Below are 23,682 nucleotides of genomic sequence, written 5' to 3'. Positions count from 1 at the left end.
CTTGAGGTCCACACCGAGTACCTGGACCGGCAGCAAGCAGCGTAGATCTGCCCGCAGATCACCATCAGTCAGCTGTCCGGAAAGCGCGGGGCCCCTCAGACTGACCCCGCCGGGGGAGAAGGTCACGGCCGCACGGCGTCCGCGCGGAAGAACGCGTAATGGAACGTCCCGCCCGGACCCGCCGCCGCACGCAGATCGGCGACACCACGGTCGAAATCGGCCGGCGTACTCAGCCCCGCCGCGACCGCCTCGTCCCGCACCGCCCCCACCATCGCCGTGAACGTCCCCAGCGTGAACCCCTCCACCAGCGCCGGACGCGACTCGTCCGCGTACACCGTCACCGGACGCACCCGCACCTCCGCGAACCCCGCGCCCGCGACCAGCGGCCGCAGCCGCCGCCCCACCAGCGCGTCACCCCCCGCCGCGGCCTGCAACCGCACCTGATGCCCGACCGCCGCCCGCGCGTACGCGCTGTCGGGATGGAAGAACGCCGAACCGTGATCCCCCTCGACCACCGTCAGCGTCCCACCCGGCCGCAGCACCCGCCGCAACCCCGCCAGCACCGCCCCCGGATCCCGCAGATGCTCGAGCACGAAGCACACGAACACGTGATCGAACTCCCCGTCACCGAACGGCAGATCCCGCAGATCGGCGCACCGCCACTCCACGTCCGCCCCCGGCACCCGCGCCGCCACCCTCGCACGCGCCTGCTCCAGCGACGCCCCGTCCCGGTCGACCGCCACGATCCGCGCCCCCGGGCTCGACTCCGCCAGATGAACGGTCTGCGCCCCCACCCCGCAGCCCGCCTCCAGCACCCGGCTCCCCGCCGGGTAGGCCGTCCCCGCATGCAGGAGCCCGGCGAGCGCGTCCGCCTGGTCGCCCAGCCGGCGCGCCTCCCGCTCCCCGTACCCGTGCACATATCCGTCACCGACGGTCGCTGTTCCCATGCCGCCCACGATGCCGCCCCAGTGGCCCCACCAGAAGGACCAATCAGTGCCCGCCGAACAGGACCAATCCGGACCTACGGGCGACGCCCCGCCAGCAGCGAACGCGCCTCCAGCAGCACACTCCGCGACTTCGCCCCCCGATCGAACCGACCATGCGAACCACGATCGTCCACATCGTCCAACGGCCGCCACAGATTCCCCGGCCGCCCCGGATCCTCCGGCGCCCCCGTCTGCTGCGCGTCATAACCCGTCCGCGCCAGATACAGATCCAGCAACGCCGGCGCCACCCGCTGCGCCAGCAGCGTCGCCACCGTCGAACCCCCCGCCCAGTACTCCTTGCGGTGCGGACGATCCGCCGCCAGCAGCACCGCCTTCGCCGCCACCTCCGGCTGGTACACCGGCGGCACCGGACGCGCCCGCCACCGCAACCGCGACAGCACCCAGTCGAACTGCGGCGTGTTCACCGCCGGCAACTGCACCATCGTCACCGCCACACCACCGCCCCCATGCAGCAGCTCGCACCGCACCGACTCCGTGAACCCCCGGATCGCCGCCTTCGCCGCACAGTACGCCGACTGCAACGGCACCGACCGGTACGCCAGCGCCGACCCCACCTGCACCACCGCACCCCGCCCCCGCGGCACCATCCGCCGCAGCGCCGCCTGCGTCCCGTGCACCGCCCCCAGATAGCACACCTCCATCACCCGCCGGTACTCGTCCGCCGTCACCTGCAGGCACTCACCGAACGCCGTCGAGAACGCGTTGTTCACCCACACCTCCACCGGCCCGAACTCCGCCTCCGCCAGCGCCGCCGCCTCCTCCACCTGCTCCGGATCCGCGACGTCCGCCACCACCGGCACCGCCAGCCCGCCCAGCCGCCGCACATCGTGCGCCGCCCCGTCCAACCCCGCGGCACCCCGCGCTACCAGCACCACCCGGTCACCCCGCGCCCCGAACGCCCGCGCGACCGCCCGCCCCACACCCGCGCTCGCACCCGTCACCACCACGACACGGCCGGCCATCACCGCCCCCTCTCCGCCGGACCCCGCCCCCGGAGCCACAGCCCACCCCCACCTACCCGCACCCCCCACGCCCATGCGAACCCCACCACCGCCTCAACCCCGGCCCGCGCGCCGCCCGACCACCCCCAGAACCACAGCGACCAGCACGAACGGCACCGCACCCACCGCCATCAACGTTCCCGTACCCGCCCACGCCGACCCCACCGCCCACCCCCCGTACACCGACACCGCCACGACCTCCTGCCCCACACCCGCCAGCGACGTCACCGTCGCCCGCGCCCCATCACCGACCCGCTCCTGCAACCGCGCGTCCGCCGCCACCATCGCCCACCGGAACACCCCGAACGCCACCGCCACCCCCAGCAGACCCACCGGCCGCGCACCCGCCGAACCCACCGCGAGCAGCACCGCACCGGCCCCCAGCAGCGGCGCGAGCCACCGCTCACCCCGCCCGGCCAGGGCACCGCCCACCGCGTCACCGACCGTCACCACCAGCACCAGCAGCGGCACCACCGCAGGCGCCACACCCGTACCCGCCACCTGCAGCGGGACGTACTCGTCCAGCGAGACCATCCCCATCACCGCCACGAGCGCCACCGCGCCCCGCACCCCCGCCGCGGACCGCACCTGCCCCCACCCGCCCCGCAGCACCGCAACGGGGGAGTGCGCCTCATCGCCCGCCCGCCCAGGCGAACGCGTCTCCGGGAACCCCGCCGCGACCACCGCGCACAGCACGCACGCCGCACCCAGCGCCCCGTAACCGCCCACCGCGAGCACCGGCGACGCCACCGCCGACGCCGCCACCACCGCGGCGAGCCCCACCGCCTCGGCGCGCCCCATCACCCGCGCGTACGCGCCCTCGGCGCCCGCCTCCCGCAGCCCCTCGTACACCAGCGCCTGCAACGCGCCCGACCGCAGCGCCGACCCCGCGCCCCACAGCACGAACCCCGCCGCGAACGCCGGATACGACGGAGCGAACGACCACAGCGCGAATCCCGCGCCCGACAGCAGGGGAGCGGCGACCAGCAACCGCCGCCGCGAGAAGACGTCCGCCCACAAGCCCGACGGCACCTCGAGCACGAAGCCCGTCACCGACCAGATCACGAACAGGGAGGAGATCGCGGCGGGGGAGAGCCCGGAGTCGGCGAACAGCACCGAGTACACCGGATACAGAAGGATGAAGTCCTCGAGGAACGCGCAGGCGTACAACCGCCGCGCGAGCCCCGCCTCAGAAGAAGATCAATGTCGCCACGTCATACCCCGACCCTAACCCGCCCCTGCCCACGGCTGCATCCCCATTCACGCTCGCGCAGATCCACAGAGCGACCGTCCCGGTGCGCGAGTGCCGGGACGGGGCCGATTCATCGCCGCTTCCGGCTGCACGAGGGGAGCTCCATGCGGATGCTCCCGTGCTCGACCGCTCTACTTAACATAATGTGCATTATCGACCAACGACTGAACGGCGCGAGAGGGGCACCGTTGGGCGATGAGCTCGCCGAGGCGGACGCGGTCGCAGTAGGCGGACGCGGTCAGGCCGGTGCAGGGTCGTCGTGGTGCCAGGGCAGTCGGACAGGCGTCGCGGTGGGACCGTCGGCGAGGAGGTCGTCCAGAAGGTCCGCCAGACGCAGCGGGTAGACCGGTTCGGGCGCGGCGCGCAACTCGTCCGGCGTCCACCAGCGGTGGCCGGCGATCAGGCGGCGTTCCGCGGCGGTGAAGCCGGTGGTGTCGATGTCGCGGACGGTCGTGCGGTGCAGGAAGAAGTCGTCGCGGAACACGCCCCTCGTCCAGCCGAGGTCGGCGTAGCCGGATGTGACGGCGACGGGAGCGCCGATAGCGGCGGGGTCGACGGTCAGGCCGGTCTCCTCGCGCAGTTCGCGGGCGGCCGCCTCGGCGAGGCTCTCACCTTCGTCGACTCCTCCCCCGGGCGTGATCCAGCAGTGGCCCTGCTCGGGCTTCCCGTGCACGCGGGGCAGGCGGAACAGCAGGATGCCGCCCGCGCCGTCGACGAGCAGCACCCGGGCGGTGCGCCGCCGGTACCGTTCGCGGTCGTCGGGTTGGTGCGCGGAAGCGTCTGCGGGGGCCACGGGGAGATCATCCCCTCTGCCCCGATGGACGGCCAGTGGCCCCGCTGGTGGTTTCATTACTTCTGTCGTGATACAGAACAGAATCCGGCTTCTGGTGGGTTTCGACCATTTTATGCTGTTTTGACGCTCTCTGTAAGGGTTTGGAAGCGGAGGGCGTTGCGGACGGCCGCGCCGCCCGGGTCGTTGTTGAAGTACACGTAGGCGTCGGCGTCCGGGCCGATCCGGCGTGCCCAGGACGCCAGAGCCCGGTCCCCGTACTCCGGCCAGGGGTGCGCGGCGCCCTCGTGGAGCCGGACGTACAGCCATCCGGCCGTCCGCCACAGCGGCGCGATGGGCCGGGAGCGGCGGTCCGCCCAGCACAGGGCCGCGTCGTGCCGCTCGAGGATCGCGCGGACCTCACCGGTCCACCATGAGGGGTGCCGGGGTTCGACGGCCACCCGCACCTCGCGCGGGAACGCCTCCAGGCAGGCGTCGAGGCGTCCGGGCTCGGCGCGGAGGGTGGGTGGGAGCTGCAGCAGGACCGGTCCGAGCCGGTCCCCCAGTCCCCCGGCGGCGGCCATGAGGCGGGCGACGGGTTCGGCGGGGTCGCGGAGCCGTTTCATGTGGGTGAGGAACCGGCTGGCCTTGACCGCCATGACGAATCCGGGCGGGGTGGCGTCCCGCCACCGTTCGAACGTCTCGCGGGAGGGCAGCCGGTAGAAGGCGTTGTTGCTCTCGACGGTGCCGAACGCCTCCGCGTACCGGCCGAGCCAGGAGCGCTGGGGCAGGCCGGGAGGGTAGAGCACGCCGCGCCAGTCGGCGTACTGCCATCCGGACGTGCCGATCCTGATCACGGTGGCCTCCTGTTCGCCGGGGTGCGGGGTCCTACCCGGTGCCCGCTCCCCCGCACGTGCGGCGTGGCGGATTCTGTCGGTGGCGGGTTGTAGCGTGCGGCGGGTGCGTCCGGGTGAGGTTGAGCGGGTCACGGTGGCGGAGAGCGTCGACCGGTATGTGGAGATGGTGCGGGCGAAGAGCGTGACGGGGACGCTGGCGCCGTCGTCGGCCGAGCTGTACGCGCGGGACGCGTTGACGTTCGCGGCGCTGGCGGGGCCTGGCCGGGTGCTGGACGACCTGTCGGGCGGGGACGTCGACGAGGTGCTGCTGCGGTTCGCGCGCAAGCCGGACGGGCGGCGCGCCCGGCCGGAGCCGGCGGTGGCGGGGGTGGCGTCGCAGAGCGCGGCGTCGCAGGCGCGGTTCCGGCGGTCGGTGTCGGCGTTCTTCAGGTACGCGGTGGTGGCGGGGTGGGTGCAGCTGGATCCGATGGCGGCGGTGACGGTGCGTCCGCGGCGGAGGGGCGGGCTGCGGGCGGAGCGGCGGGCCCTGACGGCGGAGCAGGCGGAGGGGCTGCTGGGCGCGGCGCGGGATCTGGCGGCGGGTCCGCCAGGGGGTGCGGTGGCGGGGCGTCGGGCGGATCAGCGGACGGAGCTGCGGGACGGGCTGATCGTGCTGCTGCTGGCGGCGGTGGGTCCGCGGGTGTCGGAGCTGACGCGGGCGGATGTGGAGCACTTCTTCGTCAACGGGGGGACGCGGTACTGGCGGATCTTCGGTAAGGGGGGCCGGACGCGGGATGTGCCGCTGCCGGGTCCGGTGGCGGACGTGCTGGACGCGTATCTGCGGGACGGGCGGCGGCTGCTGGACCGGGGGCGGGAGCCGAAGGCGCTGCTGCTGTCGTGGCGGGGTCGGCGGCTGGCGCGGGGTGATGTGCAGGGTGTGATCGACCGGGTGCTGGCGCGGGTGGAGCCGGAGCGGCGGCGGGGTGTGACCCCGCATGGGCTGCGGCATACGACGGCGACGCATCTGCTCGCGGCGGCGACGGACATGGACGCGGTGCGGCGGGTGCTGGGGCACGCGGATCTGTCGACGCTGGGGCGTTACCGGGATGAGCTGCCGGGTGAGCTGGAGGCGGCGATGCGGGTCCATCCGCTGCTCCCCCCGCCGCGGGCGTGAGCGGTGGCGTTCGCGGGTTCGGTGGTTGTGTCCGGGCAGTTGGATGTGGCGCGGGGCTGGTCACGTCGCGCGGGCGGGGGTTCAGAGGGTGGTGCGGGCGAGGGCGTAGGCCTGGGTGAGGTCGGTGCCCTGGTAGGTGAGGGTGGCGAGGTCGGTGAGGGTGGCGAGGTCGGTGAGGTGGTGGTCGGCGTTGACGGCGACGGTGCGGGTGAGGTGGCGGAAGAGGGGGGCGTCGGACATGGAGTCGCCGTAGGCGGTGCATTGGGTGCGGGTGAGGCCGTGGCGGGTGAGGAGGTCCTCGGTGATGTGGATCTTGTCGTCGGGGGTGAGGATGCCGGCGGGGTCGAGGGGGGCGGTGAAGGGGGGCGGGGGGAAGCGGGAGGCGATGACGTGGTCGAAGCCGAGGTCGAGGAGGTGGTGGGCGAAGAAGTCGGGTGACATGGTGATGACGGCGGAGTGTTCGCCGCGTGCGCGGATGTCGGCGCAGACGTCGGCGATGCCGGTGAGCCAGGGGCCGGTGGTGTAGGCGGTGGCGACGATGGCGGGGGTGAGGTGCCGCCAGAGGCGGTGGATTTCGGCGGAGAAGCCGCGGGTGTCGAGGGTGCCGGCGGAGAAGCGGTTCTCGAGGTCGCGGAGTTCGGGGAGGGTGCCGAGGTGGCGGGCGACTTCGAGGTTGGCGGTGGTGCCGGTGAGGAGGGTGCCGTCCATGTCGAAGATGTGCAGGTGGGTCACAGGGTCTTGAGTGTGGTGGACGGGGAGGGTGGGCGCGAGAGGTTTTTTCGGTTGGTCCTTGAGGTGGATGCGGGGGTTGGGGTGGCTCCGACTTGGGTCGGGGGTGTTTTGGGGTCTCCCGGGTGATGCGGGCGGGGGCGCGGTTTTCTAGGGTTGCGGGATGGATGTTCTGGAGATGCTGAACACGGCGGTTTCGTCGCCGTGGTTCTATCTGGCGTTGTTCGCGGTGGCGGTGCTGGACGGGTTCTTCCCGGTGGTGCCGAGCGAGAGCCTGGTGATCACGGGTGGGGTGTACGCGGCGTCGGGTGAGCCGAGTCTGGTGGCGGTGGTGGTGCTGGCGGCGGGGGGCGCGTTCCTCGGTGATCATGTGTCGTTCATGATGGGGCGGGGTCCGGGGCAGCGGCTGGTGGCGGGTGCGCGGCCGGGGACGCGGCGGGGCGGTGCGGTGGGGTGGGCGCGGGGTGCGCTGGCGGAGCGGGGCGGGCTGGTGCTGGTGGTGGCGCGGTACGTGCCGGGTGGGCGGACGGCGGTGACGGTGACGATGGGTGCGGTGGGGTATCCGCTGCGGTTGTTCTCGTTGTTCGCTGTGCTGGCGGCCGTTTCCTGGGCGGTTTACGGGGCGTTGCTGGGGTTCGTGGGCGGGGCGGTGTTCGAGGAGCGGCCGTTGCTGGGGGTGGCTGTGGGGCTGGGGTTGGCGTTGACGGTGTCGGTGGTGGTGGAGGGTGTGCGGTTCGCTCGGAAGCGGCGTGCGCGGGATGGGGTGATTTCCGGCGGTTGAGGGGTGGGACGTGGAAGGCTCGGGGGTGGTGGTGAACGTAGGGTGAACTTCGGTGGTCCGTCCGGTGTCTGATGTGGTGTGGGCGGGCCGCCTTGATTTCGTGAGGGAGAGCATGCGAGCGCCAGGTTTCAGCGCCGATCTGTATCGGGAGATCACCGAGTTCGCGCATGGGACGCCGTCGTGGGTGCACACGGTGGCGGAGGTCGGGACGGACGCGGGGCTGCTGCTGTTCGGCGTGCTGTTCGTGGCGGGCTGGTGGCGGGCCCGGGGGGCGGACGCGCGGGCGATGGGTCTGGCTTTGGCGGCGCCGTTCGCGATGGTGGCGGCGTATCTGGTGAGCGAGGTGTCGAAGACGTTCATCGAGGAGGAGCGGCCGTGCCGGGCGGTGGCGGGGGCGATGAACATCGCGGCGTGCCCGGCGCAGGGCGACTGGTCGTTCCCGAGCAATCACGCGACGATCGCGGCGGGGTCGGCGGCGGGGATCGTGGTGGCGTGGCGGGCTCTGGCGCCGCTGGTGCTGCCGCTGGCGTTGCTGATGGCGGCGTCGCGGGTGTTCGTGGGGGTGCATTACCCGCATGATGTGGCGGCGGGGTTCGTGGTGGGTGTGGTGGTGGCGCCGGTGGTGGCGCTGCTGCTGATGCGGGTGGCGGCTCCGGTGGTGGACTGGTTGCGGGGTGTGCCGGTGGGTGTGCTGCTGCTGGGGGCGCGTCCGGTGGTGCGGGGGTCTGGTGCGGTGGGTCCTCGGGTGGTGCCGGTGGCGGGGGCGCCGGTGGTTCCGGCGGATGAGGCGGCGGTGACGATGCCGGATGTGATGGGTGGTGTGGTGGGGCGGCATCGGCGTCCCTGATCTGTGTGTTCGTGCTGGTCGGGCCGTTCCGGGGGGTTCCGGGGCGGCCCGTTCGCCGTGCGGGGGCGGGTGGCATGGATCGGTGCGGGGCGGGAAGGGGGCGGTCGTCCGTCCGCTCGGGCGGTCGCGGGGGTGCGCTGGTGAGGGGGCGCGGTATGCGGGTCGTCGTGATCGGGGCCACGGGGAACATCGGGACCAGTACCGTCGGGGCGCTGGCGGAGGATGCGCGGGTGGGGTCGATCGTGGGGGTGTCGCGGCGCGGTCCGGGTGGGGCGGCCGGGGATGTCGGTGGCGGGAGGGTGGAGTGGGTGGAGGCGGACGTCACCGATTCGGATCTGGTGGCGGTGGTGCGGGGCGCGGATGTGGTGGTGCATCTGGCGTGGCTGTTCCAGCCGACGCATCGTCCGGCGGTGACGTGGGACGCGAACGTGATCGGTGGTTCGCGGGTGCTGGCGGCGGTGCGGGAGGCGGGGGTTCCGGCGGTGGTGGTGGCGTCCTCGGTGGGGGCGTACTCCCCCGGTCCGAAGGATCGTGGGGTGGACGAGTCGTGGCCGACGCATGGGTGGCCGGGTGCCGCGTACAGCAGGGAGAAGGCGTATGTGGAGCGGCTGCTGGATGTGTTCGAGGCGGAGTTGCCGGAGCGGCGGGTGGTGCGGTTGCGGCCGGGGTTCGTGTTCCAGCGGGCGGCGGCGGCGGAGCAGCGGCGGTTGTTCGCGGGTCCGCTGCTGCCGGGGCGGCTGGTGCGTCCGGGGGTGATCCGGGTGGTGCCGGACATGCGGGGGCTGCGGTTCCAGGCGTTGCATTCGGCGGATGCGGGGCGGGCGTTCGCCGCGGCGGCGGTCGCGGCGGTGGAGGGGGTGCGGGGGGCGTTCAATGTGGCGGCGGGTCCGGTGGTGGACGCGGCGCTGCTGGCGGGGTTGCTGGACGCGCGTGTGGTGCGGGTGCCGGTGCTGGGGGTGCGGGCGGCGCTGGCGGCGGCGTGGGGGTTGCATCTGGTGGCGGCGTCGCCGGGGTTGCTGGATCTGGCGTTGCGGGTGCCGGTGATGGACACGTCGCGGGCGCGGGAGGTGCTGGGGTGGGAGCCGGAGCATACGTCGGAGGCGGCGTTGCGGGAGTTCCTGGAGGGGTTGCGGGCGGGTGCGGGGGGCGGGACGCCGCCGTTGGCGGCGGAGGCGGGTGGTCGGCTGCGGGCGGGTGAGTTCCGTTCGGGGGTGGGTGTGCGTCCGTGACGGTGGGGAACGGGGAGGCGTACCGATCATTCTTCTGGGAGGTCATCGATGCCGACGATCACTGCTGACCATCTCCATGCCCTGCTGGCCTCTGAGGACCGGGACGCCGCGCTGGTGGTGGTGGGGGGCCGTGCGGAGGTGGTGCCGTCGTCCGGGGAGCGGGCGGAGGATTCCCTGGTGGTCACGACGCGGGGTGCCGTGATCGCGGAGCTGGACGCGGGGGCGAACGATGAGGATCTGGAGTTGCTGGCGCAGCGGCTGGATGTGGCGCTCGACAATCTCGGCGGCTGACGCGTTGTCGTGCGCGGAGCCCGCCGCGGCTGGGCCGCGGCGGGCTCTGCGCTGTCCGGGGCGGGTGGGTCAGGTGGTGCGGGCGCGGCGGCGGTGGCTGGTGTCGCAGAAGGGCTGGGTGCGGCTGCGGCGGCATTGGCAGAGGGCGACGAGGAACCGGTCGGACACGATGGTGCGGCCGTCGTCGAGTTCGATCTCGACGGGTCCTTCGATGAGGAGGGGGCCGCCGGGGATGATGCGGACGCGCCGGGGCGGGCGGGTGGTGTCGTCGGGGGCGGTGCCGTGTGCCGGTTCGGGTGCGGGGTCAGGCGGCGTGGCGGGCATCGCGGGTCTCCTCCCCTGCGGCGGTCATGTCGGCGCGGACGGCGACGAGTTCCTCGCAGTGCTGGCCGGTGCGCAGGACGCCGCGGGCGCGGAGGGCGGCGGCGCGGCGGCGCATGACGGGGCCGAAGGGTTCGCGGTGGCGGGCGACGACGGTGGCGCGCATTCCGGCGCGGTGGAGGGACAGCAGGGTGGCGTCGACGCCGTTGAGGGCGGAGTGGACGAGCAGCAGGGTGCCGTGGGGGGTGAGGAAGTCGCGGGCGCGGCCGCAGATGCGGTCGAGGATGGCGCGGCCGTCGGGTCCGCCTTCCCAGGCGCGGGCGGCGCCGCGGACGGTGCCGGTGGCGGGGTCGGGGTCGCCGGGGACGTAGGGCGGGTTGGCGATGATGAGGTCGAAGGTCTCGCCTTCGACGGGGGTGAAGAGGTCGCCGCGCAGGACGCGGATGGGCAGGCGGTTGGCGCGTGCGTTGAGGCGTGCGGTGAGGACGGCGCGGGCGGCGACGTCGATGGCGGTGACGTGGGCGGCGCCGGCTCGTGCGGCGGTGACGGCGAGGGCGCCGGTTCCGGTTCCGAGTTCGAGGACGCGGGCGCCGGGTGGGACGGTGTCGCGGACGGTGGTGGCGAGGAGGGCGGTGTCGGCCTGGGGCCGGTAGACGCCTGGTGGGCGGAGCAGCATCTGGGTGTCACCTTCCTGCCTGCGGGCTGAGCCGGACGGGTTCGTGGTCGCTCACGGGTTCGTGGGCGGGTTCGGGTGGGGGGTCGGTGGGGTGGTGGAGGGGGCGGCGCAGTGAGGTGCGGCCGGTGTCCCAGTGGTCGAGGAGGTGGGCGGCGAGGCGGTCTTCGAGGAGGGTGGTGGCCTGGACGCCGAAGACGATGTCTGCGTCGAGGTGGGGTTCGTCGGTGCGGAGGGCGCCGATGACGTCGTGGCGGAGGACCTGTTCGTGGACGGCGTCGGCCTCGATGTGCTCGGTGTAGAAGAGGCGGGCGCGGGGGCCTGCGCCGAGGCGGTGGAGGGCGGCGGCCATGCGGCGGGCGGCGGGGGCGGTGGTGATCTCGGCGGCGGCGAAGTGGCCGGCCATGGCGCCGCGGAGGGTCCGGCGGATGCCGAACAGGGTCATCATCGTGACGGTGGCGAGGGTGGGGGCGGGGGCGGCGTCGACGTAGGCGCCGTAGCGGGTGTCGAGGCCGAGGTCGTCGAGGAGGTCGGCGTAGAGGGCGGAGTGGAGGCGTTCGGGGCGTCCGGCGCCGTATTCGTCGTTCTCGACGGCGGCGAGGGCGGTCTTGGCGCGGCCGTGGAGGCGGGGCAGGAGGAAGGCGTGGGGGTCGGCTTCCTTGAGGTGGTAGACGGAGCGGTGGGCGGCGTATTCGCGGAGTTGCCAGAGGTGGCCGTGGTCGCGGAGGTGGTGGGTGGGGCCGCGGGTGCCGGGGTGTTCGGTGAGGAGGTCGTCGAGGGTGGTGGTGACGTCGTCGCCGCCGGGGACGGAGTCGCGCAGGTGGGCGAGGTAGGCGTCCTCCATGGCGTGGCGGAGGCGGTGGAGGGCGGGGTCCCATTCCCAGTCGGGGTGGACGTCGCGGTAGCCGCGGTAGTGGAGTTCCTGGCAGGTGTGGAGGGCGAGCTGGAGGTCGTCGCCGGCGGGGTCGGCGGCGGTGATGTCGCGGTCGCCGGGGAGGGGGCGGCCGGTGGGGGGCGGGGTGCTCCGCAGGGTCTGCACCACGGCCTGCGACAGCACCCCGCGCGGCGCGGGCAGCGCGGGCACGGCCGCCCGGCCGGTCACCGGGATCTCCCGTTCGTCGATCATGGTTCCTCCGTGGTGCGTGTGTCGTCCGGCTGCGGTACCCGTTCACATGCGCCCCATTCGTCCTGATCGTCCCCTTGTTTCTCTGGTGTTCCGGTGAGGGTGCCGTCCGCGGTGTGGCGGGCCAGTTCGCCGACGGCGGCGGGCAGGCCGGCGCGGGCGGCGCGGCGCTGCCGGTCGGCGCCGGTCCCGGCGCGGCGGACCGCGGCGGCCAGGTCCCGGACCTCGGTGAGGTCGCCGGTGTCCTCCAGGGCGGGCGCGATCAGCTCCAGGAGCAGGCCGAACAGGTCCCAGGCGGGGAGGGTGCGGCCGGTGCGGGGGTCGAGGGCCGGGCCGTCCATGCCGTGCCGGGCGGCGGTCCACAGGGCCGCCGCGCACAGCTGCGGGTCCGCCGGGTCGGCCTCCCGGCCGGCGGCGAGGGAGGTGAGCGCGGTGCGGACCAGGCCGCGGGTGAGGGCGGCCTGCAGGACGGCCTCGTCGGCGGTGGCGGCGGCGTCGGCCGCGCGCACCTCCACCGTCGGCAGGTGCGGGGAGGGGCGCGCCAGCCAGAACGTCATCGTGGCGTCGACGAGGACGCCGGCGTCGACGAGCGCGGCGACGCGGCGGTCGTGGTCGGCGGCGGACGCGCACCACGGCGGGACGCCCCCGCCGGGAAAGCGGGTGATCTCCAGCATGCGGTGGGCGGCGTGGCCGGTGTCGCGGCCCCGGGCGAACGGGGAGTTCACGGTGATCGCCAGGAGCGCCGGCAGCCACGGCCGCAGATGGCCGACGACCGCGACGGCGAGGTCTCCCCCGCCCGGGACGCCGATGTGGACGTGGCAGCCGGACGCCTGGTAGCCGTCCAGGAGGGTGCCGTACGCGGCGGCCATGCGGGCGAACCGGTCGCCGGGGGTGAAGGGCGGGGACGGGCCGTCCATCGGCGGGGTGCCCGACGACAGCAGCGCGAGCCCTTCCGCGCGGGCGGCTCCGGCGAGGCGGGCGCGGCCGTGGCGGAGCTGGGCGCGCAGTCCGGCCAGGGTGCGGCAGACGCCGGTGGCGGCCTCGACCTGGGTGGTGGGCAGCTCGGGGTGGAATCCGCCGCCGGTGCCCGCCCACCGGTGCTCACCGGCCCGCTGCAGGACGGCGCCCGCGGCGGGCGCGGTCCGGCCGGTCACCGGGTCGACGAGGAGGAATTCCTCCTCAACGCCCATCGTCGTCCCGGGTGAGGGCTCCGGTTCCATTCCGCGTCCCCTTTTTTCCGACGGTTTGCAGATCGTTTCCGGGGAGGGATGCCCACACCGCGGGCCTCCTCCCCTGCGGGACGGGCGGGTCTGTCGCATCCGGCCCGCGCACGCGGTCCGCGCTTCGCCGACCGGGGGCGCGGCCTGCCTGCGCGGGGGGCGGGGCGGTTCAGACGGGGACTTCGATGTGGCCCGTGGCGCCGTGGATCAGGGCGGCGCGGCCCGCGGTGACCTCGGCCGCCCATGCCCCGAACGCGTCGAGGTCGCCGACGGGGACGGTGACGTCCGCGTCGACGCCGGCGCCGTAGCGGACGTCGGCGGGGTGGAGGCCGCGGCCGTGGAGGGCGGCGAGGAACCGTCCGGCGTCGGCGTGCGCGACGCTCACGGTCACGGTGACCACGGGCCGCAGTTCCACGACCCCGACGGCGTCGACGGTGTCGGAGACGGCCTGCGCGTAGGCGCGGACGAGCCCGCCCGCGCCGAGCTTGACGCCGCCGAAGTGGCGGGTGACGACGGCGGCGGTGCCGGTGAGGCCGCGGCGCAGCAGGACCTCCAGCATCGGGATGCCGGCGGTCCCGGCCGGTTCCCCGTCGTCGCTGCTCTTGCTGATCTCGCCGTGCTCCCCGACCACGTAGGCGGAGCAGTTGTGGGTGGCGTCGCGGTGGGCGCGGCGGTGCGCGGAGAGGAACGCGACGGCGTCGGCCTCGGAGGGGGTGCGGGCGAGGGTGCAGATGAAGCGGGACTTGCGGATCTCCAGTTCGCGGGTCCCGCCCGTCCTGATGGTGCGCATGGCGTCCCCGAGTGTAATGGCGCCGTTCAGCGGACCTCGGGCCTGCATGCGCCGAGCCCGGCCCGCTCCCGCTGGGACCGGAGGATGCCCCGGCCCGCTTCGCGGCCCGTCCGGCCGGGGGTGCGTCAGCCCTTCGGGTGGGGCCAGGGGCCGGGACGGCACCCGTACAGGGACTTGGTCTGCTGCACCATCACCGGCGCGACGCGGCCCGGTCCGGGGCAGGTGCGGTGCCCGTGGCCGAGGGCGTGCCCGACCTCGTGGTTGATGAGGTATTCGCGGTAGGAGGCGAGGTCGCGGCCGTAGGTGGCGGCGCCCTGCAGGTACCGGCGGGCGTTGATGACCGACCGGCTCCCGGCGCGGCAGGACAGCTGCCCGCCCGTGATGAGGGGGGCGCACATCCGGTCGGTGAGGGCGGGGCTGGACAGCGCGACGCGGAACCGGACGGGTCCGCGGCTCACGCGGACGAACCGCATCCGGCCGCCGTGGCCCCAGCCGCGCGGGTCGTTGAGGACGCGGTGGACCTGCGCGGCGAACTCGGCGCCGGTCATCGGCAGGCCCCGCTCGACCTCGACCATGTAGCGGACGATGGCGCCGCGGGTCCCGGGGGGTGCGGCGGCGGTGGTGCGGACGACGGTGTAGCGGCCGGCGGCGGCGCGGGGCGAGCGGATGCGGGGCGGTTGCCTGCGTCCGTTCACCAGGACGCCCGCGACGGGACGGCGGGGGGCGGCGGCGGGCCGTCGCGGCGCGGAGGCCGGGGCGCCCGCGCGGGGCGGGGACGCCCCCGGGGACGATGCCGGGTCGCCGCCGCGGAGGGTGAGGGCGGCGGCGGTCGCGGCGGTGAGGGCCGCGGCGGCGCCGGCGGCGATCCACGCCGCCCTGCGGCCCCTCCCCCGGCGTCCCGGCGGGCGGGGTCCGGGGGCGGCGGGTGCGGGCGGCTGGTGTGGTGGGTGCACGATGCTCCGGGACAGGTGGCGAGTATGGGACCGGGACGCGCACGCGGCCGCCCTGCGGCGGTCCACCGGGCGGGGACCTTCCCCGGCCGGGCCGGGTGATGCGGCGCGGGCGGGTCAGATGTGGTCGATGAGGTCGGCGATCGAGCCGATGACGCGGTGCGGCCGGTACGGGAACCGTTCGACGTCGGCTTCGCGGGTGACGCCGGTCAGGACCAGGATCGTCTCCAGGCCGGCCTCGACGCCGGCGACGATGTCGGTGTCCATCCGGTCGCCGATCATCGCGGTGCACTCGCTGTGCCCGCCGACGACGTTCAGCGCGGTCCGCATCATCAGCGGGTTCGGTTTCCCGACGAAGTAGGGCGCGACCCCGGTCGCGCGGGTGATCATGGCGGCGACGGCGCCGCACGCCGGCAGGGACCCCTCGGGGGACGGGCCGACGGGGTCGGGGTTGGTCGCGACGAAGCGGGCGCCGCCCTCGATGAACCGGATCGCGTTGGTGATCTGGGAGAAGCTGTAGGTGCGGGTCTCCCCCAGCACGACGTACTCGGGTTTCAGGTCGGTGAGGATGAACCCGGCCTCGTGCAGCGCGGTGGTCAGGCCGGCCTCGCCGATCACGTAGGCGGTGCCGCCGGGCCGCTGGTCGGCGAGGAACCGGGCGGTGGCCAGCGCGGACGTCCAGATGAACTCGGCCGGGACGGTCAGGCCCAGGGCGGCGAGCCGGGCGGACAGGTCGCGGCGCGTGTAGATCGAGTTGTTGGTCAGGACGAGGAACGGCTTGCCGGACGCGTCGAGCCGGCGGACGAACTCGTCGGCGCCGGGGACGGGGCGGCCCTCGTGGACCAGGACGCCGTCCATGTCCGACAACCAGTACTCGATCGGCTTACGGTCGGTCATGGGCCCATTGTCGCAGGTGAAGATCACCGGGGTGGACGGGGCGGGGGCCCGGCCGTTGACCGCGGTGTGATGTGGTTCATATGGTGCGGGTGTGCGGAGCGTCGCGGAGGTCCGCGCGGTCATGACCGCGCCGGGTGAGCTGTTCGAGATGGACGAGGCCGACATCCGGGGCGTCCGGACGCGGGTGTGGAAGCACGCGCCGGGCACGCTCCGCGACATCCTGGAGATGTCGCGGGGGTACGGTGACGCGCCGTTCCTGGTGTACGGCGACGACCGGGTGGGTTCGCCGAGCACCACGCGCGGGCGGCGGCGTTCGCGCGCGTGCTGGCCGGCCGGTTCGGGGTGGTGAAGGGCGACCGGGTCGCGATCGCGATGCGCAACTACCCGGAGTGGTCGGTGGCGTTCTTCGGCGCCGCGGCGGCGGGCGCGGTGGTGGTGCCGCTGAACGCGTGGTGGACGGCGGCGGAGCTGGAGTTCGGGCTGGCCGACAGCGGCGCGAAGGTCGTCGTCGCCGACGCCGAGCGCGCGGAGCGGCTCGCCGGGGCCGCCGCCGCGCTCGGCGCGGCGATGCTGGTGGCGCGCGCGGGCGGGACGCCGCTGCCGGCCGGCGCCGAGCCGTTCGAGGGGCCCGGCCGGGACGCCGACGCCGGGGGTGGGCTGCCCGATGTGCCGCTGGACCCGGAGGACGACGCGACGATCTTCTACACGTCTGGGACGACGGGACGCCCCAAGGGCGCCCTCGGCACGCACCGCAACATCGCCGGGAACCCCCTCAGCCTCGCCTACGGGCTGCTGTCGGCGGCCGTCCGGGCGGGCGGCGACCCCGCGGAACTCGCGGTGCCGCAGCGGCGGGTGACGCTGCTGAGCGTGCCGTTCTTCCACGCGACCGGCTGCCATTCGGTGCTGGTGACCAGCGCGCTGCAGGGCGCCACGGTCGTCCTGATGCACAAGTGGGATCCGGAGCGGGCGCTGGAGCTGATCGAGCGGGAGCGGGTCACCGGGTTCGGGGGGGTCCCGGCGATGGCGTGGCAGGTGCTGGAGTCGCCGCGGTTCGCCGAGTTCGACACCTCCAGCCTGACGGGGGTGAGCTACGGGGGCGCTCCGGCGCCGCCCGCGCTGGTGGAGCGGATCGGGGAGCTGCTGCCGGGCCGGGTCCCCGGCAACGGGTACGGGCTGACCGAGACGTCGTCGGTCACCACCTACAACGGCGGGGTGAATTACCTGGAGCGGCCCGACAGCGTCGGCCCGCCCGTCGCGGTCTGCGACGTGAGGGTCTGCGGCCCCGGCGGGGAGGAGCTCCCGGCCGGGCAGGTCGGCGAACTGTGGATCAGGGGGCCGAACGTCATCAAGGGCTACTGGAACCGCCCGCGGGACACCGCGGCCGCGTTCACCGGCGGCTGGTTCCGGTCCGGGGACCTCGCCCGCGTCGACGCCGACGGGTTCGTCTACATCGTGGACCGCGCGAAGGACATGCTGATCCGCGGCGGGGAGAACGTGTACTGCGCGGAGGTCGAGGCGGCCCTGTACGAGCATCCGGACGTGACCGACTGCGCGGTGATCGGCGTCCCGGACCGGGTGCTGGGCGAGGAGGTCGGCGCGGTGGTGCGGCTGCGTCCGGGCGCGGACGCGACGGCGGACGATCTGCGGGGGTTCCTGCGGGGCCGGATCGCGGCGTTCAAGATCCCCTCCCGGGTGTGGTTCCGCGACACCGACCTGCCCCGCAACCCCGGCGGGAAGCTGCTGAAGACCCGCCTGCGCGAGGAGCTCCTCGGCCCCTGAAACGGCGCCGCCCCCGGGTCCCCGGCCGGGAGGGCCGGGGACCCGGGGGCGGGACGGTCCCGGGGGGTGCCGTTCAGACGTTGACGCCGAAGTCGGACGCGATGCCCGACAGGCCCGACGCGTAGCCCTGCCCGACGGCGCGGAACTTCCACTCGGCGCCGTTGCGGTACAGCTCCCCGAACACCATGGCGGTCTCGGTGGAGGCGTCCTCCGACAGGTCGTAGCGGGTGATCTCGTTGTTGTCGGCCTGGTTCACCACGCGGATGAACGCGTTGCGGACCTGCCCGAAGCTCTGCTGCCGCCCGTCGGCGTCGTAGATCGACACCGGGAACACGATCTTGGCGACCTCGGCGGGGACGCCGGCGAGGTTCACCTTGATCTGCTCGTCGTCGCCCTCGCCCTCACCGGTGAGGTTGTCACCGGTGTGCTCGACGGAGCCGTCGGGGCTCTTGAGGTTGTTGAAGAACACGAAATGCTGGTCGGACACGACCTTGTTCTCCGCCGTGCACAGCAGCGCGCTGGCGTCGAGGTCGAAATCGGTCCCGGTCGTGGTCCGCACGTCCCAGCCCAGCCCCACCACGACGGCGGTCAGCCCGGGAGCCTCCTTGGTCAGCGAGACGTTGCCGCCCTTGCTCAGACTGACGCCCACGGTGTCTACCTCCGGTGTCCGCGCGCGGATGCGGGTCACCCGCGCGTTCTGTTACGTGAACGGAAGCCATCCTGCCCTGGTTCCACCCGCCGCGCGGGGAAACGCGCCGTCCGGCGCGCCGGGTTCCCGCCGATCCCGGCGCGTCCGGGGACGGGGTCAGGGGGCGAGGGCGGCGGCGGGCGCGGCGATGCCGGGCGGCAGGTCGAGGCCGGCGGCGAGCGCGGCGGTGTGCGGGGCGAGGGCGTCGCACAGCCGGCCGCGGGCCGCCGCGGCGGCGTCCAGGAACCCGGGCTCCGCGATCCCCTCGTCCAGGAGGACGGCCGCGGCGTGCGCGAGCCGGTTCACCGCGTGCAGCCGCAGGACGCCGCCGAGGGGCCCCTCGGCGGGCTCGCCGGCGGGCAGGGCGGCCGCGACGATCTCCAGGACGGCCCGGTCGGCGTACGCGGTCGCGGCGCGGGCCGCGAGCGGCAGGTGCGCGTTCCACGCGGTGAACGGGTCGGCGCCCGCCTGCCGGGCGGCCGAGATCCGGGCGGCGAGGCGGTCGCGGAGGCGCCGTTCGGCGGTGCGGGCGAGGTACAGCCACGCCGCGGGGGTGTCGAGGATCGTCTCGGGTGGCCGGCCGGGCGGGGGGCCGGGGTCGGGCGGGGTGTAGCGGTCGAGGGCGGCCATGGCGCGGGCGGTGTCGTAGGCGATGAGGTCGTTGTCGCCGCCGGCGCTCTGGTAGGCGTGGGCGAGGCCCCGGTAGGCGTTGAGGCGGTCGTCGGCGGCGAAGCCGGGCGCGCCGCTGTGGACGCGGCAGGCGGTCACGGTCCGCTGCGCCTGGGCGGTGGCGGCGGCCTTCAGCAGCGTGAGGTCACGGTCGACCGCCGACCAGGGCGCCCACGCCGCCGTCCCGTCGCCCTGCGCGGGTGCGGGGGTGGTGCCGGGTGCGGGGGTGGCGGGGGTCTGGACGTGGGCGGCCACGGCGGTGAGGGCGTAGGCGTCGGCGAGGGCGCCGAGGACGGCCTCGCGCTGGTTGCGGTAGTCGGTGAGGGGGCGGCGGGGCGCGAGGCGGCCGAGGGTGGTGCGCCCGGTGGAGTGGGCGGTGAGGATCCCGGCGGACGCGCGGGTGATCGCGGCGGCCATCGAGATGATCGCGCGCCAGACGGTCGGGCCGGTCCGCATGGTGCGGGTGAGGCGGGCGGCCGGGGAGCCGGCGGGGTCGTGGAACGTCCCGGCGGGGGTGAGGTCCGCGCCGTCGGCCAGCCACGCCTCGCGGGGGACGCGGACGCCGTCGAGGTGGACGGCGGCGTAGTCGACGCGGAGCCCGCTCGTCTCGGGGGCGGGGACGATCCGGACGCCGTCGGCGGGGCGGCCGGTGGCGTCGCGGAGCGGGACGATGAACACGAACACGCCGTGCTCGGCGCCGCCGTGCCCGTCCGGCCCGTGGACGAGGGTCGCGTAGACGGCGGCGGTCTTGGGCAGGGCGGGGTGGCCGGTGCTGGTGGGGAATTTCGCGGCGCCGGGGTCGGGGGTGGTGAGGGTGAATCCGCCGGTGGCGGGGTCGTGGCGGGCGAGGGTGCGGGGTGACAGGTGGCTGTTGCTGCGGCCGAGTTCGGTCATCAGCAGGGTCCCGAAGGTGTCGAAGCGCTCCAGGGCGGTGCGGGCGGCCCGGGGTGCCCGCGGTCCGCCGAGCCGCAGGATGGGCGCGAGGGTGAGGGTGTAGTGCAGCAGCATGACGTGGAAGAGGGCGGGGTCGGCGATCGCGGCGCGGTCCAGCAGGCGGCAGAGGGCGGGCGGGTCGTCCAGGAGCCGTGCGGCGGGCGGGGCGGCGAGGCCGGTGTGCCGGAGCCGCCGGTAGGTGAGGAGGTGCCGGTCGGCGGTGGTGAGCCCGCCGGGGACGGTGCCGTGGCCCGGGGGGACGGCGGCGTCGATCCGGGCGCGGGTCTTGTCGTCGGTGAGGGCGCCGCGGGTGAACCGGATCAGGGCGGTGCGGTCGTCGCCGGTCATGGGCGGGTCTCCTGCCTGGTGGTGCGGGGGCGCCGCATGGGGGTGAGGGTGCGGGCGCCGGGGAGGGTGAGGCGGGCGCACTGGGTGAGGGCGGCGCCGGCGCCGGCCTCGGCGAACAGGGTGGCGCCGGCGGCGCGGACGGCGCGCAGGGCGTCGGGGAGCCGGACGGGCCGGACGATGCAGTCGGCGAGGGCGCGGTGCAGGTCGTCGTCGTCGTGGTAGGCGCGGCCCCGCACCGGGGAGTGGACCTCGACCTCCAGGGGGCGCTGCGGGACGTCCCGGACGCGCCGGTACCAGATGTCGTCGACGCCGGTGAGGGCCGGGTGGTGCGACAGGTAGGGCACGGCGAGGCGGACGGCGCGGACGCCGCGGCGGCGGGCGGTGTCCAGGACGTCCTCCAGGGCGGGGACGGGGCCGGAGACGAGGGTGGCGGCGGGGGCGTTCACGCCGGCGATGACGACGTCGGGGGCGTCGGCGTCCTTGACGCAGGCGAGGGTGTCGTCCTCGCCGGCCTCCAGCAGGCCCATGCCGCCGGCGGCGGCGTGGCGGGTCAGGACGTCGACGAGGTGGACGGCCATGCGGGCGCCGTCGGGGACGCCGAACGCGCCCGCGCACACGAGGGCGGCCAGTTCCCCGAAGCTCTGACCGACGGCGTAGGAGGGGTGGATCCCGGCGGTCCGCAGTGCCCGGTCGGTGGCGACGGACGCGGCGTATCCCGACAGCTGAGCGACGCCGGGGGTGCGGGCGGCCGCGGCGGGGTAGGCGGCGGGGTCGTCGAGCAGGAGGGTGCGCAGGGACGGCCATCCGGTGCGGGGCAGTCCTTCCTGGACGGCGTCGACGGCGTCGGCGGCGGCGCGGCCGGCGGCGGGCCCGAGCGCGGTGAGGGCCCGCAGGTCGGGGGCGGTCGCGGCGCCGGTGCCGGCGAACAGGAACGCGCAGGCGTCGCCGGGGCGCGGGACGGGTGGCCGGGTGGTGGAGGGCACGACGGGTCTCCTTACGTGTGCGGAGGGTGCCGGTCTCCCGATCCTGCTGCGGGCGGTGGGGGCGGGGGGATAGCCGGTGCCGCCAGCATGGGATGTCCGAAGGTGTCCGGATCGGGCCGCCGGGGGCGACTTTGGTCGACGGGCGGTCGCCCTTCGGCGGTTGGGCGGGGCGGGCGGCGCCGGGACACTCGGTCGGTATGGGTTGGGGACTCGCACGATTCGCGGTTGCCGGGGACGGGGCGGGGCGGGGCCGCTGGACGCTCGTCCATGAGGGCCGCCGCCTGGAGGTGGAGACGCGGCGGGAGGGCCGGGGGCGGGTCGCCGCCCTGTTCGTGGACGGTGAGGTGGTGCGGGAGCGGTCGTTCCCGCTGATCGCGCTCCCCCGGACCGGACTCCGCTGGGGCGACCGGACGGTCCGTGTGGTGTTCGGCCCGCTGGGTCTTCTCGACGGCGAGGCGGCCGGGTGCGTCCTGCTTCCCCCTCCCGGGACACCGCCGTCCCAGGGCACCGCGGCCGGAGGCGGGGAGGACGACGCGCCGGGCGATGCGGGCGCGGGCGATGCGGGCGCGGGCGGTGATGGGGCTCGGGGGCCGGGTGCCGGTCATGTGGCCGCGGGGTCGACCGGTGTGATGGGTGTGATGGGGAAGAAGGTGCGGGGGGTGGGGTTCGTGCCGCCGGCGGGGTCGCGGGCGGGGCGGCGGGAGGCGTGGGCGGCGGCGCATCCGGGGCTGTACGCGTCGCGGCATGTGGTGGTGGCGGTGGCGCGGGTGCTGGTGCCGCTGCTGGGCCTGGGGGCGTTGCTGCGGGTGCTGATCCCGCGGGTGGACTGGCCGGAGGTGCCGTGGCCGGAGGTGGATCGGCCGGATCTGCCGCCGATCCCGTGGCCGGACCTGCCGCTGCCGGACCTGCCGGACGTGGGGGTTCCGCCGTGGGTGGGGGCGGTGCTGGCGACGGTGAAGTGGTGGATGCCGGTGGTGGTCGCGGTGGGGGTGGCGGTGTCGGAGGCGCGGCGCCGCAGGGCGGCCGCGGCGGCGTCAGCCGCTCAGCAGCGCGAACAGGCCGGCGCAGGTGAGGGCGACCATGACGGCGGCGACGGGCAGCTGGCCGAGGAGGGGCCGGCGGGGCGGGCCGTGCGGGGGGACGGGGCGCAGGGCGAGGTCGTGCGCGGCGATCGTCCCGGCGATGTGGCCGAGGACGATCGCGTTGACCTGGACTTGCGCGGTGAGGGTGGGTCCGGCGAGGTCGTGGTCGACGCGGTTGCCGGCGGTGCCGAAGAGGTCCAGTCCGGTGCCGAAGGGGTCGCCGGCGAGGATGAACGTCATCTGCCCCTCCAGGAGCAGGAACGAGAAGTAGTGCGCGATGGTGTAGCCGAGCGCGATCGGTAGGAGGGTCGCGGCGAACCGGGCGGGCTGGGCGGCGGCGCCGGTGCCGGCGAGGCGCCCGGAGGCGCGCAGGGCGGTGACGTAGAGGGCGGTGACGGCGGCGATCGCGGCGGCGAGGCCGAGGGTGGCGGCGGTGACGCTGCCGGGGTCGGTGTGGTCGCGCCAGTAGGTGGTGCGGGTGATGCCGTCGAAGCCGGTGGAGCCGATGAGGACGCAGGCGAGGGCGGTGAGGCCGGGTTCGGGGGTGCCGGAGGCGATGCCGGTGAGGGGGGGCCGCAGGACCAGGGCGCCGTCGGGGCGGCGGCCGAGGGGCGACAGGCGGGCCAGCAGCGAGGAGTAGGCCTCGAATCCGTCGCCGCGGGTGAACCAGTCGCGGCCGTAGCGGTGCGCGAGGGCGAGGTTCACGGCGGTGTAGCCGCAGATGGCGGCGCCGACGAGGCGGGGGTCGGAGCGGTGCGGGGCGGCGAGCTCGAGCCAGACGAACGCGGTGAGCCAGGCCGCGGCGGGCAGGTATCCGAGGCGGGGCGGGAGGGGGCGGCGCCCGGCGGGGTCGGTGCGGGTGGCGCGGCACAGGGCGGCGTGGAGGGTCCGCAGGGGGTTGACGCGCCGCCAGACGGGGCCGAGGAGGACGCTGGCGGGGACGAGCCCGACCCAGAACGTGACGTACAGGGCCCAGGGGGCGAGGTTGCGGCGGTCGGTGGCGGGTCCGAGGAACGCGGCGGCGGCGACGAGGGCCGTGGCGGCGAGGGCGGCGGCGCGTCCGGTGGCGGTGAGGGCCGGGGAGTCGAGGAGGAGGGCGAGGCGGGGCGGGAGGGGGCGGCCGGCGGCGGGGTTCAGGCGGGGCCGTTTCCACGCGGCGGTGAGGACGAGGAAGGACGCGGCGACGGCGATGCCGCCGCCGGCGATCGCGGCGACGGCGTCGAGGGGGAGGTCGGTGCGGCCGCCGAGGCCGTGGGCCAGGATGTCGGGCCCGGGGGCGGGGGCGCCGTGGGCGGGGACCGGGGGGCGGG

The 23,682-nt window shown here is 75.2% G+C and carries 24 protein-coding genes; 7 read left to right on the top strand and 17 right to left on the bottom strand.

Translation table 11 applies throughout. The features are described from left to right. Positions 1-122 precede the first annotated feature (122 nt). The 5 genes from IE99_RS0127480 to IE99_RS0127460 form a co-directional block, all read right to left on the bottom strand. A complete protein-coding gene (locus IE99_RS0127480; RefSeq protein WP_030177077.1) occupies positions 123-947 on the bottom strand; it encodes a methyltransferase domain-containing protein in 825 nt (274 codons plus the stop codon). 74 nt (positions 948-1,021) lie between these two features. Further along, positions 1,022-1,969, bottom strand: coding sequence for an SDR family oxidoreductase (locus tag IE99_RS0127475; RefSeq protein ID WP_084220012.1), 948 nt, complete (start codon positions 1,967-1,969; stop codon positions 1,022-1,024). Positions 1,970-2,062: 93 nt separating this feature from the next. Beyond that, positions 2,063-3,178 (bottom strand): MFS transporter, encoded by a 1,116-nt coding sequence (locus tag IE99_RS0127470; protein ID WP_084220010.1) that lies wholly within the window; start codon positions 3,176-3,178, stop codon positions 2,063-2,065. A gap of 320 nt (positions 3,179-3,498) precedes the next feature. Further along, positions 3,499-4,053, bottom strand: coding sequence for an NUDIX hydrolase (locus IE99_RS0127465; protein WP_211258943.1), 555 nt, complete (start codon positions 4,051-4,053; stop codon positions 3,499-3,501). Between the two features lie 110 nt (positions 4,054-4,163). Further along, positions 4,164-4,886 (bottom strand): DUF72 domain-containing protein, encoded by a 723-nt coding sequence (locus IE99_RS0127460; RefSeq protein WP_037560182.1) that lies wholly within the window; start codon positions 4,884-4,886, stop codon positions 4,164-4,166. 103 nt (positions 4,887-4,989) lie between these two features. Between IE99_RS0127460 and IE99_RS0127455 the strand changes: the two genes are divergently transcribed. Continuing rightward, positions 4,990-6,039, top strand: coding sequence for a tyrosine-type recombinase/integrase (locus IE99_RS0127455; RefSeq protein WP_030177066.1), 1,050 nt, complete (start codon positions 4,990-4,992; stop codon positions 6,037-6,039). 81 nt (positions 6,040-6,120) lie between these two features. On the opposite strand, the gene IE99_RS0127450 is transcribed toward IE99_RS0127455, so the two are convergent. Further along, positions 6,121-6,771 (bottom strand): HAD family hydrolase, encoded by a 651-nt coding sequence (locus IE99_RS0127450; RefSeq protein ID WP_030177064.1) that lies wholly within the window; start codon positions 6,769-6,771, stop codon positions 6,121-6,123. 160 nt (positions 6,772-6,931) lie between these two features. Here IE99_RS0127450 and IE99_RS0127445 point away from each other — a divergent pair, with 160 nt between their 5' ends. The 4 genes from IE99_RS0127445 to IE99_RS0127430 all read left to right on the top strand — a co-directional run bounded on the left by IE99_RS0127445 (position 6,932) and on the right by IE99_RS0127430 (position 9,916). Next, the gene (locus IE99_RS0127445) at positions 6,932-7,549 is read left to right on the top strand and encodes a DedA family protein (RefSeq protein WP_037560181.1); all 618 of its coding nucleotides are present in this window, start codon (positions 6,932-6,934) and stop codon (positions 7,547-7,549) included. 112 nt (positions 7,550-7,661) lie between these two features. Next, positions 7,662-8,396 carry a phosphatase PAP2 family protein gene (locus IE99_RS33525; RefSeq protein WP_030177060.1) on the top strand — a complete coding sequence of 245 codons (735 nt, stop codon included), beginning with the start codon at positions 7,662-7,664 and terminating at the stop codon, positions 8,394-8,396. A gap of 155 nt (positions 8,397-8,551) precedes the next feature. Further along, entirely contained in the window at positions 8,552-9,625 is a 1,074-nt protein-coding gene (locus IE99_RS33520) for an NAD-dependent epimerase/dehydratase family protein (RefSeq protein WP_030177057.1), read from the top strand. A 48-nt stretch (positions 9,626-9,673) separates the two neighbouring features. Beyond that, on the top strand, positions 9,674-9,916 hold the full coding sequence (locus IE99_RS0127430) for a hypothetical protein (protein WP_030177055.1): 243 nt from the start codon (positions 9,674-9,676) through the stop codon (positions 9,914-9,916). Positions 9,917-9,985: 69 nt separating this feature from the next. Here the strand turns inward: IE99_RS0127430 and IE99_RS0127425 are convergent, their stop codons facing one another. The 7 genes from IE99_RS0127425 to IE99_RS0127395 form a co-directional block, all read right to left on the bottom strand. Beyond that, entirely contained in the window at positions 9,986-10,240 is a 255-nt protein-coding gene (locus tag IE99_RS0127425) for a CDGSH iron-sulfur domain-containing protein (RefSeq protein WP_037560180.1), read from the bottom strand. After that, positions 10,221-10,913, bottom strand: a complete 693-nt coding sequence (locus tag IE99_RS0127420) for a HemK2/MTQ2 family protein methyltransferase (RefSeq protein ID WP_037560179.1) — start codon at positions 10,911-10,913, stop codon at positions 10,221-10,223. Before IE99_RS0127420 ends, IE99_RS0127425 begins: the two co-directional genes overlap by 20 nt. Positions 10,914-10,920: 7 nt before the next feature. After that, the gene (locus tag IE99_RS0127415) at positions 10,921-12,036 is read right to left on the bottom strand and encodes an iron-containing redox enzyme family protein (RefSeq protein WP_084220006.1); all 1,116 of its coding nucleotides are present in this window, start codon (positions 12,034-12,036) and stop codon (positions 10,921-10,923) included. Continuing rightward, positions 12,033-13,253 carry a carboxylate-amine ligase gene (locus tag IE99_RS0127410; protein WP_084220004.1) on the bottom strand — a complete coding sequence of 407 codons (1,221 nt, stop codon included), beginning with the start codon at positions 13,251-13,253 and terminating at the stop codon, positions 12,033-12,035. The genes IE99_RS0127415 and IE99_RS0127410 overlap by 4 nt, the downstream gene beginning before the upstream one ends. A gap of 169 nt (positions 13,254-13,422) precedes the next feature. Continuing rightward, positions 13,423-14,043: an IMPACT family protein gene (locus tag IE99_RS0127405; RefSeq protein ID WP_030177046.1), complete on the bottom strand. Its 621-nt coding sequence runs from the start codon at positions 14,041-14,043 to the stop codon at positions 13,423-13,425. Positions 14,044-14,168: 125 nt separating this feature from the next. Then, positions 14,169-14,996, bottom strand: a complete 828-nt coding sequence (locus tag IE99_RS29870) for a DUF3152 domain-containing protein (protein WP_245623364.1) — start codon at positions 14,994-14,996, stop codon at positions 14,169-14,171. A 114-nt stretch (positions 14,997-15,110) separates the two neighbouring features. Further along, positions 15,111-15,890, bottom strand: coding sequence for an HAD-IIA family hydrolase (locus IE99_RS0127395; RefSeq protein ID WP_030177041.1), 780 nt, complete (start codon positions 15,888-15,890; stop codon positions 15,111-15,113). Between the two features lie 91 nt (positions 15,891-15,981). On the opposite strand from IE99_RS0127395, the gene IE99_RS33275 reads away from it, so the two are divergent. Both IE99_RS33275 and IE99_RS29865 read left to right on the top strand, forming a co-directional pair. Further along, complete coding sequence (locus IE99_RS33275; RefSeq protein WP_245623363.1) at positions 15,982-16,239, top strand: hypothetical protein; 258 nt, start codon at positions 15,982-15,984, stop codon at positions 16,237-16,239. Beyond that, complete coding sequence (locus IE99_RS29865; RefSeq protein ID WP_245623362.1) at positions 16,212-17,669, top strand: class I adenylate-forming enzyme family protein; 1,458 nt, start codon at positions 16,212-16,214, stop codon at positions 17,667-17,669. Before IE99_RS33275 ends, IE99_RS29865 begins: the two co-directional genes overlap by 28 nt. Before the next feature lie 73 nt (positions 17,670-17,742). On the opposite strand, the gene IE99_RS0127385 is transcribed toward IE99_RS29865, so the two are convergent. From IE99_RS0127385 to IE99_RS32520, 4 genes are all read right to left on the bottom strand, one after another. Continuing rightward, positions 17,743-18,318, bottom strand: a complete 576-nt coding sequence (locus IE99_RS0127385; protein ID WP_030177039.1) for a TerD family protein — start codon at positions 18,316-18,318, stop codon at positions 17,743-17,745. A gap of 156 nt (positions 18,319-18,474) precedes the next feature. Further along, entirely contained in the window at positions 18,475-20,307 is a 1,833-nt protein-coding gene (locus IE99_RS0127380; RefSeq protein ID WP_030177037.1) for an acyl-CoA dehydrogenase family protein, read from the bottom strand. Then, on the bottom strand, positions 20,304-21,290 hold the full coding sequence (locus tag IE99_RS0127375) for an ACP S-malonyltransferase (RefSeq protein ID WP_030177035.1): 987 nt from the start codon (positions 21,288-21,290) through the stop codon (positions 20,304-20,306). Before IE99_RS0127375 ends, IE99_RS0127380 begins: the two co-directional genes overlap by 4 nt. Before the next feature lie 1,034 nt (positions 21,291-22,324). Then, a partial coding sequence (locus IE99_RS32520) for a hypothetical protein (protein WP_342666256.1) occupies positions 22,325-23,682 on the bottom strand: 1,358 nt, incomplete at its 5' end.

It is taken from the genome of Spirillospora albida, from assembly GCF_000718255.1.
GTDB classification, from domain to species: Bacteria; Actinomycetota; Actinomycetes; order Streptosporangiales; family Streptosporangiaceae; genus Spirillospora; species Spirillospora albida.
The sequence above is the reverse complement of the archived record's forward strand: the minus strand, read 5'-3'. Positions and strand labels throughout refer to the sequence as shown.

Coding starts and splice junctions, on each gene's coding strand:
- IE99_RS0127425 (WP_037560180.1), bottom strand. CDS start 10,240: ATGCCCGCCACGCCGCCTGACCCCGCACCCGAACCGGCACACGGCACC.
- IE99_RS33525 (WP_030177060.1), top strand. CDS start 7,662: ATGCGAGCGCCAGGTTTCAGCGCCGATCTGTATCGGGAGATCACCGAG.
- IE99_RS0127405 (WP_030177046.1), bottom strand. CDS start 14,043: ATGCGCACCATCAGGACGGGCGGGACCCGCGAACTGGAGATCCGCAAG.
- IE99_RS0127475 (WP_084220012.1), bottom strand. CDS start 1,969: ATGGCCGGCCGTGTCGTGGTGGTGACGGGTGCGAGCGCGGGTGTGGGG.
- IE99_RS0127380 (WP_030177037.1), bottom strand. CDS start 20,307: ATGACCGGCGACGACCGCACCGCCCTGATCCGGTTCACCCGCGGCGCC.
- IE99_RS33520 (WP_030177057.1), top strand. CDS start 8,552: ATGCGGGTCGTCGTGATCGGGGCCACGGGGAACATCGGGACCAGTACC.
- IE99_RS0127420 (WP_037560179.1), bottom strand. CDS start 10,913: ATGCTGCTCCGCCCACCAGGCGTCTACCGGCCCCAGGCCGACACCGCC.
- IE99_RS0127395 (WP_030177041.1), bottom strand. CDS start 15,890: ATGACCGACCGTAAGCCGATCGAGTACTGGTTGTCGGACATGGACGGC.
- IE99_RS0127415 (WP_084220006.1), bottom strand. CDS start 12,036: ATGATCGACGAACGGGAGATCCCGGTGACCGGCCGGGCGGCCGTGCCC.
- IE99_RS0127445 (WP_037560181.1), top strand. CDS start 6,932: ATGGATGTTCTGGAGATGCTGAACACGGCGGTTTCGTCGCCGTGGTTC.
- IE99_RS0127410 (WP_084220004.1), bottom strand. CDS start 13,253: ATGGAACCGGAGCCCTCACCCGGGACGACGATGGGCGTTGAGGAGGAA.
- IE99_RS0127480 (WP_030177077.1), bottom strand. CDS start 947: ATGGGAACAGCGACCGTCGGTGACGGATATGTGCACGGGTACGGGGAG.
- IE99_RS0127430 (WP_030177055.1), top strand. CDS start 9,674: ATGCCGACGATCACTGCTGACCATCTCCATGCCCTGCTGGCCTCTGAG.